16 protein-coding genes and 2 pseudogenes are annotated in these 14,244 nt (G+C 57.5%); 8 read left to right on the top strand and 10 right to left on the bottom strand.

What is annotated here, in order from left to right:
- The first annotated feature begins 1 nt into the window (after position 1).
- Positions 2–454 (top strand): (2Fe-2S)-binding protein, encoded by a 453-nt coding sequence (locus EDE09_RS09965; protein WP_105371293.1) that lies wholly within the window; start codon positions 2–4, stop codon positions 452–454.
- Between the two features lie 3 nt (positions 455–457).
- A complete protein-coding gene (locus EDE09_RS09960) occupies positions 458–2,677 on the top strand; it encodes a molybdopterin cofactor-binding domain-containing protein (RefSeq protein ID WP_132410122.1) in 2,220 nt (739 codons plus the stop codon).
- Positions 2,678–2,830: 153 nt separating this feature from the next.
- Here the strand turns inward: EDE09_RS09960 and EDE09_RS09955 are convergent, their stop codons facing one another.
- Both EDE09_RS09955 and EDE09_RS09950 read right to left on the bottom strand, forming a co-directional pair.
- Positions 2,831–3,592, bottom strand: coding sequence for a hypothetical protein (locus tag EDE09_RS09955; RefSeq protein ID WP_132410120.1), 762 nt, complete (start codon positions 3,590–3,592; stop codon positions 2,831–2,833).
- Between the two features lie 325 nt (positions 3,593–3,917).
- Positions 3,918–4,622, bottom strand: a complete 705-nt coding sequence (locus EDE09_RS09950; RefSeq protein WP_165924152.1) for a hypothetical protein — start codon at positions 4,620–4,622, stop codon at positions 3,918–3,920.
- 1,164 nt (positions 4,623–5,786) lie between these two features.
- Here EDE09_RS09950 and EDE09_RS09945 point away from each other — a divergent pair.
- Positions 5,787–6,077, top strand: a complete 291-nt coding sequence (locus EDE09_RS09945) for a hypothetical protein (RefSeq protein WP_132410118.1) — start codon at positions 5,787–5,789, stop codon at positions 6,075–6,077.
- 40 nt (positions 6,078–6,117) lie between these two features.
- Here EDE09_RS09945 and EDE09_RS09940 read toward each other — a convergent pair whose 3' ends face one another.
- Positions 6,118–6,648: a DUF4142 domain-containing protein gene (locus EDE09_RS09940; protein ID WP_105371297.1), complete on the bottom strand. Its 531-nt coding sequence runs from the start codon at positions 6,646–6,648 to the stop codon at positions 6,118–6,120.
- Between the two features lie 609 nt (positions 6,649–7,257).
- A complete protein-coding gene (locus EDE09_RS09935) occupies positions 7,258–7,629 on the bottom strand; it encodes a hypothetical protein (RefSeq protein WP_105371299.1) in 372 nt (123 codons plus the stop codon).
- Positions 7,630–7,733: 104 nt separating this feature from the next.
- On the opposite strand from EDE09_RS09935, the gene EDE09_RS28130 reads away from it, so the two are divergent.
- Positions 7,734–7,970 carry a hypothetical protein gene (locus EDE09_RS28130; RefSeq protein ID WP_105371300.1) on the top strand — a complete coding sequence of 79 codons (237 nt, stop codon included), beginning with the start codon at positions 7,734–7,736 and terminating at the stop codon, positions 7,968–7,970.
- 167 nt (positions 7,971–8,137) lie between these two features.
- Here EDE09_RS28130 and EDE09_RS28625 read toward each other — a convergent pair whose 3' ends face one another.
- Together EDE09_RS28625 and EDE09_RS28620 are read right to left on the bottom strand one after the other, a co-directional pair.
- A complete protein-coding gene (locus EDE09_RS28625; protein ID WP_245422790.1) occupies positions 8,138–8,650 on the bottom strand; it encodes a hypothetical protein in 513 nt (170 codons plus the stop codon).
- Between the two features lie 12 nt (positions 8,651–8,662).
- Positions 8,663–9,049: a hypothetical protein gene (locus EDE09_RS28620; RefSeq protein ID WP_245505108.1), complete on the bottom strand. Its 387-nt coding sequence runs from the start codon at positions 9,047–9,049 to the stop codon at positions 8,663–8,665.
- Positions 9,050–9,908: 859 nt separating this feature from the next.
- Between EDE09_RS28620 and EDE09_RS09925 the strand changes: the two genes are divergently transcribed.
- The gene (locus tag EDE09_RS09925; protein ID WP_245422792.1) at positions 9,909–10,142 is read left to right on the top strand and encodes a hypothetical protein; all 234 of its coding nucleotides are present in this window, start codon (positions 9,909–9,911) and stop codon (positions 10,140–10,142) included.
- Positions 10,143–10,176: 34 nt separating this feature from the next.
- Here EDE09_RS09925 and EDE09_RS09920 read toward each other — a convergent pair whose 3' ends face one another.
- Positions 10,177–10,536, bottom strand: coding sequence for a type II toxin-antitoxin system RelE/ParE family toxin (locus EDE09_RS09920; protein WP_105371302.1), 360 nt, complete (start codon positions 10,534–10,536; stop codon positions 10,177–10,179).
- 2 nt (positions 10,537–10,538) lie between these two features.
- Positions 10,539–10,790 carry a transcriptional regulator gene (locus EDE09_RS09915; protein ID WP_105371303.1) on the bottom strand — a complete coding sequence of 84 codons (252 nt, stop codon included), beginning with the start codon at positions 10,788–10,790 and terminating at the stop codon, positions 10,539–10,541.
- 412 nt (positions 10,791–11,202) lie between these two features.
- On the opposite strand from EDE09_RS09915, the gene EDE09_RS09910 reads away from it, so the two are divergent.
- Together EDE09_RS09910 and EDE09_RS09905 are read left to right on the top strand one after the other, a co-directional pair.
- A complete protein-coding gene (locus EDE09_RS09910) occupies positions 11,203–12,231 on the top strand; it encodes an IS110 family transposase (protein ID WP_132410116.1) in 1,029 nt (342 codons plus the stop codon).
- 431 nt (positions 12,232–12,662) lie between these two features.
- Positions 12,663–12,794 (top strand): annotated as a pseudogene (locus EDE09_RS09905) (transposase domain-containing protein); the annotation flags it as partial.
- Positions 12,795–12,839: 45 nt separating this feature from the next.
- Here the strand turns inward: EDE09_RS09905 and EDE09_RS09900 are convergent.
- A complete protein-coding gene (locus EDE09_RS09900) occupies positions 12,840–13,472 on the bottom strand; it encodes a LysE family translocator (RefSeq protein WP_105375162.1) in 633 nt (210 codons plus the stop codon).
- 200 nt (positions 13,473–13,672) lie between these two features.
- On the opposite strand from EDE09_RS09900, the gene EDE09_RS28835 reads away from it, so the two are divergent.
- Positions 13,673–13,795: a hypothetical protein gene (locus tag EDE09_RS28835; protein ID WP_281033648.1), complete on the top strand. Its 123-nt coding sequence runs from the start codon at positions 13,673–13,675 to the stop codon at positions 13,793–13,795.
- Between the two features lie 23 nt (positions 13,796–13,818).
- On the opposite strand, the pseudogene EDE09_RS09895 reads toward EDE09_RS28835, so the two are convergent.
- A pseudogene (locus tag EDE09_RS09895) lies at positions 13,819–14,016 on the bottom strand (transposase domain-containing protein); the annotation flags it as partial.
- Between the last annotated feature and the right edge of the window lie 228 nt (positions 14,017–14,244).

The raw sequence follows: 14,244 nt of genomic DNA, 5'->3' as shown, positions 1-14,244 counted from the left end.
CATGACAGCGTTCACCATGAACGGGCGCGCAATCGATGTCGTCGCCGAACCCGATACACCGCTTCTTTGGGTGATCCGCGAACATCTGAAGCTCACCGGCACCAAATTCGGCTGCGGGATCGCACAATGCGGGGCCTGCACCGTCCATGTCGACGGCGAGCCTACCCGCTCCTGCCAGACCTTCCTGCAGGATGTCGCCGGCAGGGAAGTAACCACGATCGAGGGCCTGTCAGGGGATTCCAGCCATCCCTTGCAGAAGGCCTGGATCGCCGAGCAGGTGCCGCAATGCGGTTACTGCCAGTCCGGACAGATCATGCAGGCCGCCGCCCTTCTCGCGACCACGCCCAATCCGACCCGCGAACAGATCATCGACCACATGGATGGGAATATCTGCCGCTGCGGGACCTATGTTCGCATCATCAGCGCGATCCAGCGCGCAGCAAGTGAGGGCTGAACCATGACTCTGACTCAACGGCCTCAAAGCCGCGCGCTGTCGCGGCGCAGCTTCCTCGTCACGACCGGCAGCCTGGGCATTGCCGTCGCGTTTGGAAGTCTGCCCGACCTCACTTACGGCGCCACCCCGGCTACCGCCGCCGCGGGTGATTTCCGCCCCAATGCCTGGATCACGATTGCAGCGAACGGCACCGTCAGCATCATCGCGCCTGCCGTCGAAATGGGCCAGGGGATCATGACCACGCTGCCGCTGCTCGTCGCCGAGGAACTGGATGCCGATTGGAACCGTGTGCGGGTCGTGCAGGCTCCTTCCGATGCGGAAACCTACGGCAATCCCGGCTTCTACGGAATCCAGCTCACGGGCGGCAGCGAGTCGACGCGCGGCTATAACGGGCTGCTTCGCCTGGCCGGCGCCCAGACCCGCCTGATCCTCATGGCTGGCGCCGCTAGCCTGCTGAACGTGCCGGCGGGAGAACTCACGACCGAACCCCACAGAGTGGTGCACCCATCCTCGGATCGGGGGCTCGACTATGGCGAGATCGCTGCCAGGGCCGTGCTTCCGGATCCGCTGCCGCAGGCGACGGAGGCTGACCTCAAGCCCCGCGACAAGTGGCGCTATGTCGGAAGCCGGTCGATCCAGCGTGTCGACGTGCCCTCCAAGGTCAATGGTGCCGCCGTGTATGGCATCGACGTCCAGCTTGCGGACATGCTTTACGGGGCGGTTCTGCGGGCACCGGTTCAGGACGAGCGGCCGGAAACCATCGATGACGCCGCAGCACGGAACGTGCCGGGCGTCACGCATATCGTCCCATTGTCCTACGGTGTCGGCATCATCGGCGAGACGGTTGAAGCGACGAGACGTGCGAAAGACCTGCTCAACGTGACCTGGAGCACGACATCGCGGGTTCGCAACTACACGAGCCAGCGGCTGCTCGACGAATACCGCGCCGTCGGCCGCGACCTCGGGCAACAAGGTGTCGCCGCGCATACTGATGGTGACGCCGAGGCCGCGATCGCCGGCGCCGCGACGGTGATAGAAGTCGACTATATGAGCGACCACGTCGCCCATGCCACCATGGAGCCGATGAACGCCACCGCGCTCGTGACCGGCGACAGCATCGAGATCTGGGCGCCGACCCAGGGGCCGACGGGCACGCAGGGTTTCGCGGCGGCGGTCATCGGCACGACGCCCGACAAGGTAAAGGTCAACACGACCCTGCTCGGCGGCGGCTTCGGACGCAAGGCGGAAGCCGACTTCATCATCGATGCAGTGTCGCTCGCCAAGGCGGTGGAGGGGCGGCCTGTCAAGGTCATCTGGAGTCGCGAGGACGATATCCGCCACGACAAATTCCGGCCGCTCGAAACCCAGCACGTCAAGGTGGGGCTGGATGCGGAAGGGAACATCGTCGGCTGGCGTCACCGCATCGTGGCGGACTCGATCTTTGCACGAACCTTGCCTCCGGTTTTCGCGGAAGCGGGCGGTCACGACGACGTCGTGACCGAGGGTGCGAAGTTCAACTATTCCGTTCCGGCCCATCAGATAGAGTACCTGCGTCAGGACAACGGTCTCGCCATTGGATTTTGGTTCGCAGTGGGTGTCGGCTATACGAGGTTCGCGATCGAATGTGTTGTCGACGAGATCGCAGCTGCCAGAGGCATGGATCCTGTCGCGTTGCGGCTGGAGCTTCTGAGGGATCAGCCGCGGGCGCAAAAGGTTGTCGAGACCGTTGCCCGGATGGCGGAATGGGATCGAGCGCGCGACGGCCGCGGGCTTGGCATTGCCTACTCCGATGCCTTCGGCTCCCATTGCGCCCAGGTCGCCGAGGTCTCACTCAATCGCGAGACCGGCGAAATCCGGGTGCATAAGGTCTGGTGCGCCATCGATCCCGGCGTCGCGATCCAGCCGCTCCATATCGAGGCCATGATGATCGCCGGCATCACCGGCGGGACAGGCCACGCGCTGTTCGAGCAGATCAACGTCGTCGACGGCGAGGTGCAGGAAGCGAATTTCGACACCTACCGGGTCATCCGCATGTCAGAGGCGCCGGAAATCGAGGTCGCCGTCGTGCCGACGCCCGGAAGCCCCTTCGGTGGCATCGGCCAGGCGGGACTGCCGCCCACCGGCCCCGCGATCGCCAATGCCGTCGCCCGACTGACAGGCGGCGTCCGGCTGCGGCACTACCCATTCCTGCCCGATCGGGTGAAGGCGGCGCTCAAAAGCTGAACTGGATGTCTCCAACAGACGCAGTCCCATCGGCGCTTTGGCATGACCAGAAACAGGGAAAGCAGATGACAGCGATGGCTCGGGCTTGACAGTCTCAATGCTTGCTTACGAAAGGAATCGAACCGACGGCCCGCTATTTGAAAAATGCGTATTTTACTGGCCTGGCCATTTAGCTTCAATCAAGCTGCTTTCGGCCTCGATGCGATCATCGCCGCCAGAGTCGATAATGGAGTGCCCGCTCTGGATCCAGTCCTTGCCGCTTCCCGAGCGGACATTGTTTTCAAAGCCGCCGAAAATCATGTTGTCGCCGTCACCTGCATCGATGGTGTTCTGCCCGAAAGCCTGGATCAAATCGTTCCCTGCCCCCGCAATGATCGTGTTATCAACATTTGCAGAGATCTTGTTGTTACCTCCACCGGCGTTGATTGAATTCCCTGTATTTGAGGAAATCACATCATCGCCAGCGCCGCTCCTGATCGTGTTTTCCGAGTTACTAAAAACGCTATCGTGGCCATCTCCCGTATCGATATCGTTGCTGGAATTCGCCCAGATCACGTCATTCCCCGCTCCGGACCGGACATTGTTGGAGGAATTCACCAGGATTTGGTCGTCACCCTTTCCGGTCTGAATCAGGCTATCTGAGCCTCCCCAGATCGTGTTGTTGCCATCGCCGGCATCAATCGTCGCCTTCGCGCCACTCTGGATGTGATCGTCCTGCTCGGTACTCTTGAATGTGCCCCCGCTGTTCAAAATGATTCTGGTAATGGCATCGAGGGCGGCCAGAGAAGATGCAGATCCATCGGAGATTCCGGGCGCTTGGGCGACAGGCAATGATGTCTCTGGTGCGCTCGTTTGCGCCATCGCTTTCAGAATTGTTAATGCCGCTGCATTCCCAACCGGAGTGATCGACGTCATGAAATAACCTTTCACCAAAAAATGTTCTGCAAGATTCAGAGGGCACTCAAGCTTGGCATCATGCCTCGCGCAAAAATCTATGGTTTGGATGGATGCAACCTAAATTTTTACATGGTTAACGAGTGGATAAAGCTGCCGAACTTTAGTGATGAAGTCGCGCTCCTAAAAGTCATGCTTGAAATGTAAAAAGAATTGTCGCGAAGCTGTAAGCCAACTTCTTGTAACTATAGCTCGCTCTAGCTATAGGCGACTGTAGATTTAGGCGCCCGGGCTGATGCTATCGCCTATCGTACGCCGCTAACGCCAGTAGCGACGGTGGGTGTGCTCATAATTCATCTCTCCTGAAATCGGTTATCTGAATTCCTGTTGCTGCTGATGAGCGGGAGGCTTTGCTCTCGGAGCCGGAAAAGGGGTTCGGCTGGTCGAGCCAGGGAAGCTGAGTGGAAATGCCGGAGGTTATCGGACCGTCAGTGAAACTGATTGAGGCATCCAAGATCTTCACCTCTCCCTGCGGTGGCACAGGAACAGATTCAGCGCTCAGCGGATCTTGGCGGTCTCTGAATCGAATGATCTTGGGAAGAAAGCGTACATCAAGCGGCCGGGGCGCTTGATCGTGAGCGATTCTGGAAATCTGCTCAATTGCTGCCTTCGGATTCACTTCATCGAGCCCCCATGCCGTCACCGGCAGCATTGGTGGTCGCGAGGGGTTTCTGAAGCGAGCCGGCTCCCAGAGTTTGATATTTTCTGAAACCGTAATCCAAAGCGCGTCAGCCCCGGTCCCTACCCGCAAAGCTTCACCGGCGAACTTCGCATCAAGCCAACCCCTCGAACACGGGGGCAGCGGCCCTTCGCAGTTCAGGAAATACTTCGCGCCCCAGAGCACTGACGAAGTGAAGGCTCGACCATCCTGTTCCGCCTCGATTGTCAGTCGGAAGTACACGGGGGATGTTTGGTAGCCACGCGTAATCCACACCGCAATGAAGATGAGGAACGGGAGGGACCACAACAGGGCGACCTTCTTACGCGACAAAGCTAGGCCTTTCCGTACCATGGCCTGATAAAGACCCATCTATGGGGGGTCACCGAAGGACATACACATTTGCCGGCGCCAAAGGCTTCACCAGCCGACTCAGACCTTCACTTCCAACCCTACACCTTTAGGGATACATGTCCGTCAGATGCACGCAAGTGAAAGCTTTATTACAGGCGCCACTACACGCAATTGAATCTGGGATATGTTAACAGGACTTAACGTGCCCAGATACCGCCGTAGGAGCTGTCGCATTTCGTGCCAAAGGTCCCGACATCCTTCCAGGTTTGTATTTATCGTGCGGAAACAATTAGAACAGCATCGCCGGACGGGGCTCTACATGAAGATGTTGGGGCTGATGCTAATTCTGTTGGCGTGCAGGTAGGCTCAGCGAAAAGAGCAACAGCGTCCCCGATGCTATAGACAGGAACGGGTTCGCAACCCTGCTAACTGGATTCGCCCAAACATCGAAAATGCTCTTCCCCACAAAAAAAAAGGATAAAATAAGAGGATAACCATCATGAAGAAACACAGCAGTACAAGCCCCACCATAGTCGCCTTGTGACCCAACGAGACCGCTCTCCGAAAAACTTGGGGATCATGCGTCGCCCCAGAGATTTACCGACATCTTGTCAATCAGCATAGTTGGGAAGCTATGGATGCCCAAGTGTCGCCCGAGCGTCGCAATGTACCGCTGGATTAGAAGATCATCTACAGAAGCCATTTTGATGCGGCGAGAACGCTAGCAGACGTCAAGAAGGCAACGATTGGCACGAGGTCTTCGCTCACCTTGATCGTCAGCCCGGAGAAGGAAATCGTCCCCGTCACCTGGTCGAAGAACGCCAGTATGGTTGTTAAGACGAATGACGACTCGCCGCTCTGCTGACACGATTTGATATCTCAAAGCGTTGTGCGGCTATGCCATCGAGGAACTTCCCTTGGTATAACCTAGTTCCAAAATCGCGGACAAGGAAAGATTTAAATGTCAGGGCAGCGCGATCCAACAGGCTGTACCGCTTTGGCCACTCACCCTCGAGATCGCTTTTCATGTTACCCCAGACAAAATTTGCTACAAGCGTCGATATCTCATGTGTCTCGCCTCCAGGCCTTACGTCTCCGACGCAGCGATAAAAACAATAGCAAAACCCAGCAAGACATCCCGAATTGGCTGATATTGAAGATACCCGCTACTCGGCGCAAGTGGTGCGCGGCACCAAACGAGCGCTAATTCTTGGGATAACAAGAACACCTACCTCCGCGCGGTATCAGAAAGAAGGCAAAACCAATTTTTTAAGCCAAACGGCCAGCGCGCTGGTGCGGGCGATGGTAGCGCGAAGCGCAAATCCTTCTGGAAAAGCAAAAGGTCGGCGCGTTTTCTTCGCCCCGACCTTCTCACGTCGCTCGACCTCACCAGTGCCAGTACATCCGTGGTCACCGTTGGCAAAGCGTGTCTAGAATGTAGAATCGCCTTTGGCAGCTACAAGGGCGCCAACGTTTACTTGTCCAGGTCCTGCGCCATCTTATAGTGGTGCTCGAGCGCCGGAAGGGTTTTCGCGGCCCACGCCTTCAGCTCGGCATTGTCACCACCTTCAGCGTAACGCTTGAACAGATCCACAGCATCTTCGTGGGCGTCCACTTGGTCGTCGAAATACTCTTCCTTGAACTCAGCGCCGGATAGTTTGGCGAGGCCGTCAACCTCTTCCTTGTGGTCCTCAGTCAGAGCTGTGACGGGAGTTCCCTTTACCTTGCCGCCGGAAAGCAGCGCCTTCAGCTCAGCGCTCGTCTTTTCGTGATCAGTAATCATTTGCTGCGCAAAGGCCTTCGTCGCCTCGTCACCTTTCTGCACCGCAAGCTTGCTAGACTCGATTTCGAACATGTCGCTGGCGGATACCTGCATGACGAAATCCTCTGTCGACGGCGCCCTGCCGATAAGCGAATTTGCACCGGTCTTTTCCGCGGTCGACTGCGCAAAGGCGGCGGTTGACGCTGCAAGAACGAAGGCTGTGGCGATGATGATCTTTTTCATTATGGTACTCCTATTGCGGCGGATGAACACGCGGACGACCGATAAGTTCCAAGCTTTTTCAAGTGCCGTATGAGCCGATGGGCATGCGGGTTGTCGGGTAATGAACGGCCAGCGCGCGTCTGGTGTGGACGACGGTGGTGATCGCGCTGGCCTGTGGTGACTTCGAATAAAAGGGCCGCACTCGTCTATGATCATCCGTCCGACAAGTCCCTGAAGGTGGGCACCCAGCATGGGTACCGTCCTGGGCATGGGGACGGCCCAGAGCTTCACAATGGGTATGGCAGGGCAGATGACGCCGGAACAAAAGCTTGAAGCCGCGGCGCGGAAGCACTTGGATGACACCGGACGCGCGAATTGCAAGATCACGCGCGGCTACCTCCTCCACAAGCCTGTGTATGAGTTCTGGTTTGAGTGCCCTGAGCCGACACCAGCTCAGAAAGCGTAGTATCGGAAGGAGCTTGCCCCCTCCGATTTGTTCGGGCGGCTGCCCCCCAAAGGAACGAACCGGTCGCTTAGCAGTTTGATAGGCTGTCGCGAGGGCGAACCCGTCCCCCGTCCCCTTAAGGTTTAAGCTTGTGCCCTACGAGCACCCTCGCGACGCCCTTCAATTCAAGGCTTGGATTTTCCAGTCGTCTTTGCCGGCGCGGGCGCATTGCAGCCCTTCGACATCATGGCCGACTGGATCGCCTGGACCTTGCCCTTAGATACCGATACCTGACCTTCCTTGTCGCCGCCAAAGGTGGACGACATCGGAACGCCGATGAGGAAGACGCCGAACGCATCACCAGTGGCAGCATCGTGTTGTTGCTTGGAAACCGCTGATAGCGTCGCCTGCTCCTTGATTAGTTCCTGAGCGAGTTGCTCGCAGGAATAGTTCGTGTATGCCGCCATCGGAATGTCAGTGGGAACGATCGCATCCGGCCGTTTGGCACACGCCGAAAGAGCCAGCGCGAGCGCCAGCGGTACAACAATATTTCTCAAGATTACCCCCTAATATGCCCGGGCAGAGATAATCATGATTCATCCTTAAGTGGAAGTGGCCCCTCAGTCCTTGCCTCCCGTCTCACCGACTCTATTTCGAGGTGATGTTCGACATCCCTCCTCCCACGGTTCCGCTTCGCGACGACAACCGCCCGATTCTGTGCCAGATGGCAATCGAGCTGTCACTTCAGGAGCTCGTCGATGCTGCGATGAAGGCCGGCTGGAACGAGACCGAGGTACTCGGCGCGGTTATCGAGGTCGCCGATAACCTAATGCTGGCCCATGGGGCGAATGCAGAGCTCGCTGCAATGCTGAAGGCGCTGAAGCGTGGCCTGGATTAGCGGCGGGAACCTTCCTCGATGCGTTTGGTTGGATGAGCCAAAAGGAGAGGAAAATGACCAGCCGAATAATCACTGCTTTGATGTTGAGCCTTGGGCTTGCTCTTCCCGCTGTAGCCCAGCAAGGCGGAACTTTTACGCCAGACACCACGAACACGCCTGGAACCAATTCAGGTGGGCCAGTGGGCTCGCAAGCGATCGAACGGCCGAAGAATGCGACAACTAACTCGGTCGGCAAAGCCGGACAGAATTGCCAGAAGATGGCGAATACGGTTTCGGGTGAGCGCCCAGCTACATCCAATCAGCAAGAACAGCAGCCGCAGCGAAAATGCTAGAACCTGTGGGGCGAAGTCCGGCAGTCGGTAAAGTTTGTCCGCATCGTCGGGATCGCGCAGCCCCTTGAACGAAGGATGCCGCAGCTTCCCATCATTCGTCCACGCTCGGTATTCGATCTCCGCGACATATGAAGGCCCGGTCATGACGAGGTTCTTGCCCGGGACGCGATCGACCGGCACGCGCGTCTTGACCTTGTCGAGTTGCTTCTTCAGTGCTCTCGCCTGATCATGCTTGAAGCAGGTCCCGACGGTGCCGACGTATTTGTAGCCATCTCGGTGCCGAGCCGCGAGGAGAAGACTGGCGATAGCACCAGGTAAAGCCGTCGATGGCTCATAGCCGATGATCACAAAGCTGTCGCTCTAAACGCATTTGATCTTCAGCCAATCGCCAGTGCGACCGGAACGATGTGGCCTGTCTAGATGCTTGGCCATGATGCCTTCCAGCCCAAGCCGGCAGGCGTGCTCCAGCAGGGCATCCGGATCCTCTTCGAACTCTTCCGAAAGTCGGATCGCGCCCTCCTCTCGCGGAATGACATCTTCCAGGAGATGCCGGCGCACCCGGTATTCCGTGTTCCGTAGATCGTGTCCATCGAGGTAAAGCAGATCGAAGGCATCGAGGAGCGAGTTTCGCGAAGGAAGCTTGCCGCCTTGCTTTCCACTGGCGCCAAGTGAGTTCTGCAACAGGCCGAAGTCAGACCGCCCCTGCTCGTCGAGCACGACAGCCTCCCCGTCAAGGACCATAGTCATCGGCATGAAAGTCCTTGGTGGTTTCAATTATGGTCAATTGCACGGTATCCTCCACTCCATGATCTGCCGCCGCTGTAGAGACACTTGCTAGGTATGTGTGGAGCATCCCGATCGGCCATGGACCGGGACGCATGGATGCGGGCTTGCTTCCCATGGAGGAAGCTCCCGACGCGGCTGCGCCCCTTTTAGCAAGCACGGTCAACATCTCGCTGTCGCCAAGAGCCAGAGACGCCATAGAAGATTTCTGTCTCGACCAAAATCCTCCGGCGAAGCCAGAGACTGTCATTGAATGGATCGTCGAAGATTGGCTCGAAAGGGAGGGTTACTTTCACTGATGAACGGTAGTGGTAGACCGGCGTCGCCGGGCGTGCTGGGTACCTGAGGTGGATTGTCTCAGTCCCACAGTCTTCTGATCGTGAGCCAGGCATTAGGCCTGCGTCCAGACGAGTGAACCGCAGACGCCGGCGACAGTGTCGTCGATACCTTTCTGGTTTGCCGGCGTAGCACCCCGAACGCCGATCGATGACGATCCGTTAATGGCTCTAGCCGTGAGGAACAGTTTGTCTATGGATGCGCCGACCCTGTTGCAGTGAGGTACGGCCGCCGCGCTCAAAGTACACAGGCGACGCTCAGGCGGATACTATCAACTTCATTGGTGACGACATAGATTGCTTTGCCGGTCTTGCGGCAACTTGTGGTTGGTCCGCCGCCCGTCTAGAAGGTCGTTGCTTTGTTTGGGACTCGTGCATGGTGTCGATGCGGGCGGCGAGGTGTCGCACGTCGTCGCGGATGCCGGACACGGCACCAAGGATTTGGTCTTTTCGTCTTCCCGCAGGATCACAAGGAGCAGTTCAACCGGGTGCTGGCTGATTGCGAGCTGAAATTCGACCGCCAGGGCAACCGTCGTTCGGCCTACAGCCTTCGCCACACCTATAGCTGCCTGCGCCTGCTGGAAGGCGCGGATATCTACCAGATCGCCAAGAACTGCCGGACGAGCGTCGAAATGATCGAGAAGCACTACGCCGTGCATCTCAAGAACACACTGGGTGCCAAGGCCATCAACGTGCGGCGAGTGAAGAAGGTGGCCAAGTAAGCCCGCTCACTTGTGGAGTGAATGGGTTTGACGGTTATTCTTGATCTTTACCCTTGGCATGCAGGGCCGCCAAGTCTTCCTTTAGGCGTACCGCCATGTCCATCCTTTCATGCAGGATGCTCATGACACCAAGGTCGCCGTTCCCAAGTTCACGGAAGAAGACGTAGTGATGCTCGTAGCGGCTGAAATACGCCATGAGCTTCACATCGGCGGGAACCGCCAGCCTTTGCGGGAGCCGTCGCCAGATAAGACGGTTGTCGCACAGGCGCTGCAAGTGAGCATGCAGGCCCCGGATATAGGTATCGGCCTGCGCCTCGCCCCATTCGGCCAAAGTGTCGCGCCAGATCCTGTCCTGTGCGGCGTCGGCACGCGGATAAAAGCGATATCCGGCCATGCTCAGCGGCGCTTGTTGCGGCGGATTACATCGTCGGCGGTAACGGCGATGAATTCGCTGTCATCGGCGCGCATGGCGGGTGCGAGTTCCCGCTGGAGCGCCTCCCACGCCTCATCACGGGTCTGTAAATCGCGGCGGATCAACGCGCGGATGTATTCGCTGGCATTCTCATAGAGGCCATCGTCGCCGATCTGTTGCTGGATGTGGTTTTGCAGCGCGCCGCTGACCTTAACGTGAATGCTGCCTGACGGCATGGGCCTATCCTTTCGTCTCTCTTCAATTATGGGAAGCGTGATAAATATTGTCAATATTCATCACACAGTAAGGCCGCGACCCCAGAGCCGTGAGTTACAGAATCCCGTTCTATAGCTCACAGCCGACCCAAGCTTCCGCCACACGACCTTTTAATCGATCAACGCAAGCGTGTATCAACGCTTACAGCGCACCTACGCATCACCCAACGCGTACGCAAGAGCTATGGGCGATGCGCTGCGCGGTTTTCTGGCCGGCCGCACGGCGTCCGGAGAAAACCGGCAGGTGCGCCAGGGGAAACCCCTGGTGTGTTGGTTTCCACGCAGAACTGATGGAGTGGATGCCCCCTCCCGATGGCATCGCGATGTGCCAAAGTGATGTTTGCAACAACGTCACTCAGAGGAGAGAGCATCCATGAAGGAAGTTAGCATTGTAGGCCTTGACCTTGCAAAGCGGGTATTCCAGCTCCATGCTGCCAGCGCCGATGGCGGTTTGGTATTTCGTAGGAAGCTATCTCGCGTTCATGTCTTGGCTTTCTTCTCGGAATTGCCGAGGTGTGTCGTTGCGATGGAAGCATGTGCGACTGCGCATTACTGGGCTCGTGAGATCGGGAAGCTTGGCCATGAAGTTCGATTGTTACCACCCGCTTATGTGAAGCCTTTCGTCAAACGGCAGAAGAATGACGCGGCAGATGCTGAAGCCATCGTAGAGGCCGCCATCCGCCCCTCGATGAGGTTTGTCGTGCCGAAGACGGAGAAGCAGCAAGCTTCTTCCATGATCTTTCGGACGCGCGATCTATTTGTGCGTCAGCGGACGCAGTTGATTAACGCCCTTCGTGCTCACTTGGCAGAACATGGGGTCGTCGCACCGCAGGGGCTTGCAAGCTTGGCCGCGTTGAGGGGGATCGTAGAAGACGATGATAGCGGCCTTGAGCTCCTGGTTGTGGAAACTGCCCGGATTTATTTGGAGCAGATTGATCTTCTAACTGCCCGTATCTCCAACTTGGAGAAGGTACTCAAATCTGAAGCTCAGCAATCGGATAATACCGCTCGGCTGATGTCAATGCCCGGCGTAGGACCGATCACGGCCATAGCGATCGAGGCCTTTGCTCCAACTATGACGACGTTTCAGAAGGGGCGCGATTTTGCAGCATGGCTCGGGCTTGTACCTAAACAACATTCGAGCGGTGGAAAGCAGGTGCTTGGCCGGACGTCGAAGATGGGACAGCGCGATATCCGACGGCTTTTGATTATCGGCGCAATGACGGTGATCCGATGGGCATGCCGAAAGCCCCCCTCCGGGAGCTCATGGCTGGGACGTATGTTGACGCGCAAGCCACGTATGCTCGTCGCTATTGCGTTAGCCAACAAGATGGCGCGATCCGTCTGGGCGATGATGACGAAGAAGGAGAATTACAAAGATTCCGGTCTCGCAACCGCGTAAGCAAAGCTAGCGATATAGCGAGATCGGATCGTCGGCGTGTGAGGAGATCAGCGAATGGTAAGGACAAAAGATTGGAAAGAGGGGCTGGAAATGCACCCGGCTCAGTGAGCCACGAGCTCGTAGAACTGATTTGCGCCAGCCCCGCTTAGCTCCATACCGGCCAGCAGTAAATTCCAGACTGCATCAAAGGCCTGATACATGACCGCATCCAATCACACGTTCAAACCGCTCAAAGAAAAACTTGCATGAACGGGGGCATCCATACATGAGCCGGTTATGGAGTGAACCCCTCGGGCTGGACCACGGGACACGGACAAACTGATACACTCTACGGGCCTCGATCGGAGAAGGCTCATGAAGTCCCGAGGTCCAGCCCGAGGGGTTCACTCCAATTACCCCGCCAAGGGGGTCAAGTTTGCACGCCGGAACACATCGAGACTTGCAAACTCAATGCTGTCGATCCGCTGGCCTATTTGACCACGACGCTCACCGCTATCATAAATGGCCACAAGCAGAGCCGGATCGATGAGCTCTTGCCTTGGAATTTCCCGTTGCACAAATAAGTGCTCGCAGGAATCTTTCGAGCTATGGGATGCTGCGAACGGTCGTCAGGTTCTTTGCAACGCGACATGCAAACCAAGGCCAACAAGGATGGTACCACCCAGTCGCTGGACCAGCTTCTGTGTACGGCTCGACTGCTTAACCTTCTCTATGATCAGCCCAGCGAGGAACACGCAAACAACGTCAGCGAACGTGAATATGGTGTTCACGATTGCCCCCAAGATTGCGAGCTGTGCCCACAGCGGCAGGCTCGCATTGGCGTCAACGAACTGGGGGAGAAACGCCAGAAAGAAAATGGCGGTCTTCGGATTTAACACCTCGACTGCCACGCTCTCGAAAAAAGCCTTTCTTGCCGACTTCGGCATGGCGACAGTCGAAGGTTCGGGGCCAGTTTCTCTGCTGCGGAAGAGCGAGATACCCAGCCAGACAAGATAGAGTGCGCCGACCAGCTTGACTATCGTGTAAGCCACTGGGACTGCGTTGAACAACGCGGACAATCCTGCAGCGGCGGCAATGACATGCACATAGGCCCCGATGTTGATGCCCAAAACTGCCATCAAGCCAGCACGTCGACCGCCTGCCATAGTACGTGCTGCCGCGTATAGCATCGCAGGTCCTGGTATGAAGGCGAACAGCGCTGTGGTGACCGCAAATGCGATCAAGACGTCAATTGTAGGCATGGAAGGGTATCCCTTTGCGGCGTGACGGTCGAACACTAGAGGCTTTTACCGCCAGCGCAATAACTGGATGGACGGCGGCATGTAACGCGACACCAGCCTCCCCAATGCAGACGTTCAAGATGGGGACGGGACACCGCTTACAGACTACGTCGTCCGCGACTACAAGGATGCTCTTTCGGCGCTGAAGGATCGCGCGGGGCGTGATCGATCTGCCGATCGGCGGCGATGATCCGGCGCCGGCACCATCCGAAACCGGCCGCGTCAGTGTGTCCGGCCCCGATCCGGTATTCACGGCCGAGAACCTCAAAGGGTGGCTCGGATGATGTAAGCGGCAAGCTGAGGCCATTCAGCGGGCGTAGTTCCACGGCATGAGCGCGTCGATTTCGCTGCTCGGCCAGCCGTTGGCAATGCGCTCGAGGGTCTGAGTGAGCCAGGCAAGCGGATCGATATTGTTCATCTTCGCTGTCTGCAGCAGCGTCGCGATGGTTGCCCAGGTCCGTCCCCTGCCGTCGCTGCCGGCGAAGAGTGAGTTCTTTCTCGTAATGCCCATGCCCCGTTCATTCTGCCCATGTCGACGATGAAGTTGAGGTTCTTTATCGTTGGCATCCGTATATCGGCCAAAAGGTTTCCATTTGTCGCGTGGAAGAACGAGCAACAGGTCGGTTTCTGAAGGTCTTGTCCTGCTGCCAATGTAGCCGCAGGGCTGGTGCCCAACCGATGAAGGCCCTTCAGTCCTACAACGCAAAAGAGGCAGACAGAAGCTTTGCCGGTA

Origin of the sequence: Neorhizobium sp. S3-V5DH, from assembly GCF_004343065.1 — a bacterium.
GTDB classification, from domain to species: domain Bacteria; phylum Pseudomonadota; class Alphaproteobacteria; order Rhizobiales; family Rhizobiaceae; genus Neorhizobium; species Neorhizobium huautlense.
The sequence above is the reverse complement of the archived record's forward strand: the minus strand, read 5'-3'. Positions and strand labels throughout refer to the sequence as shown.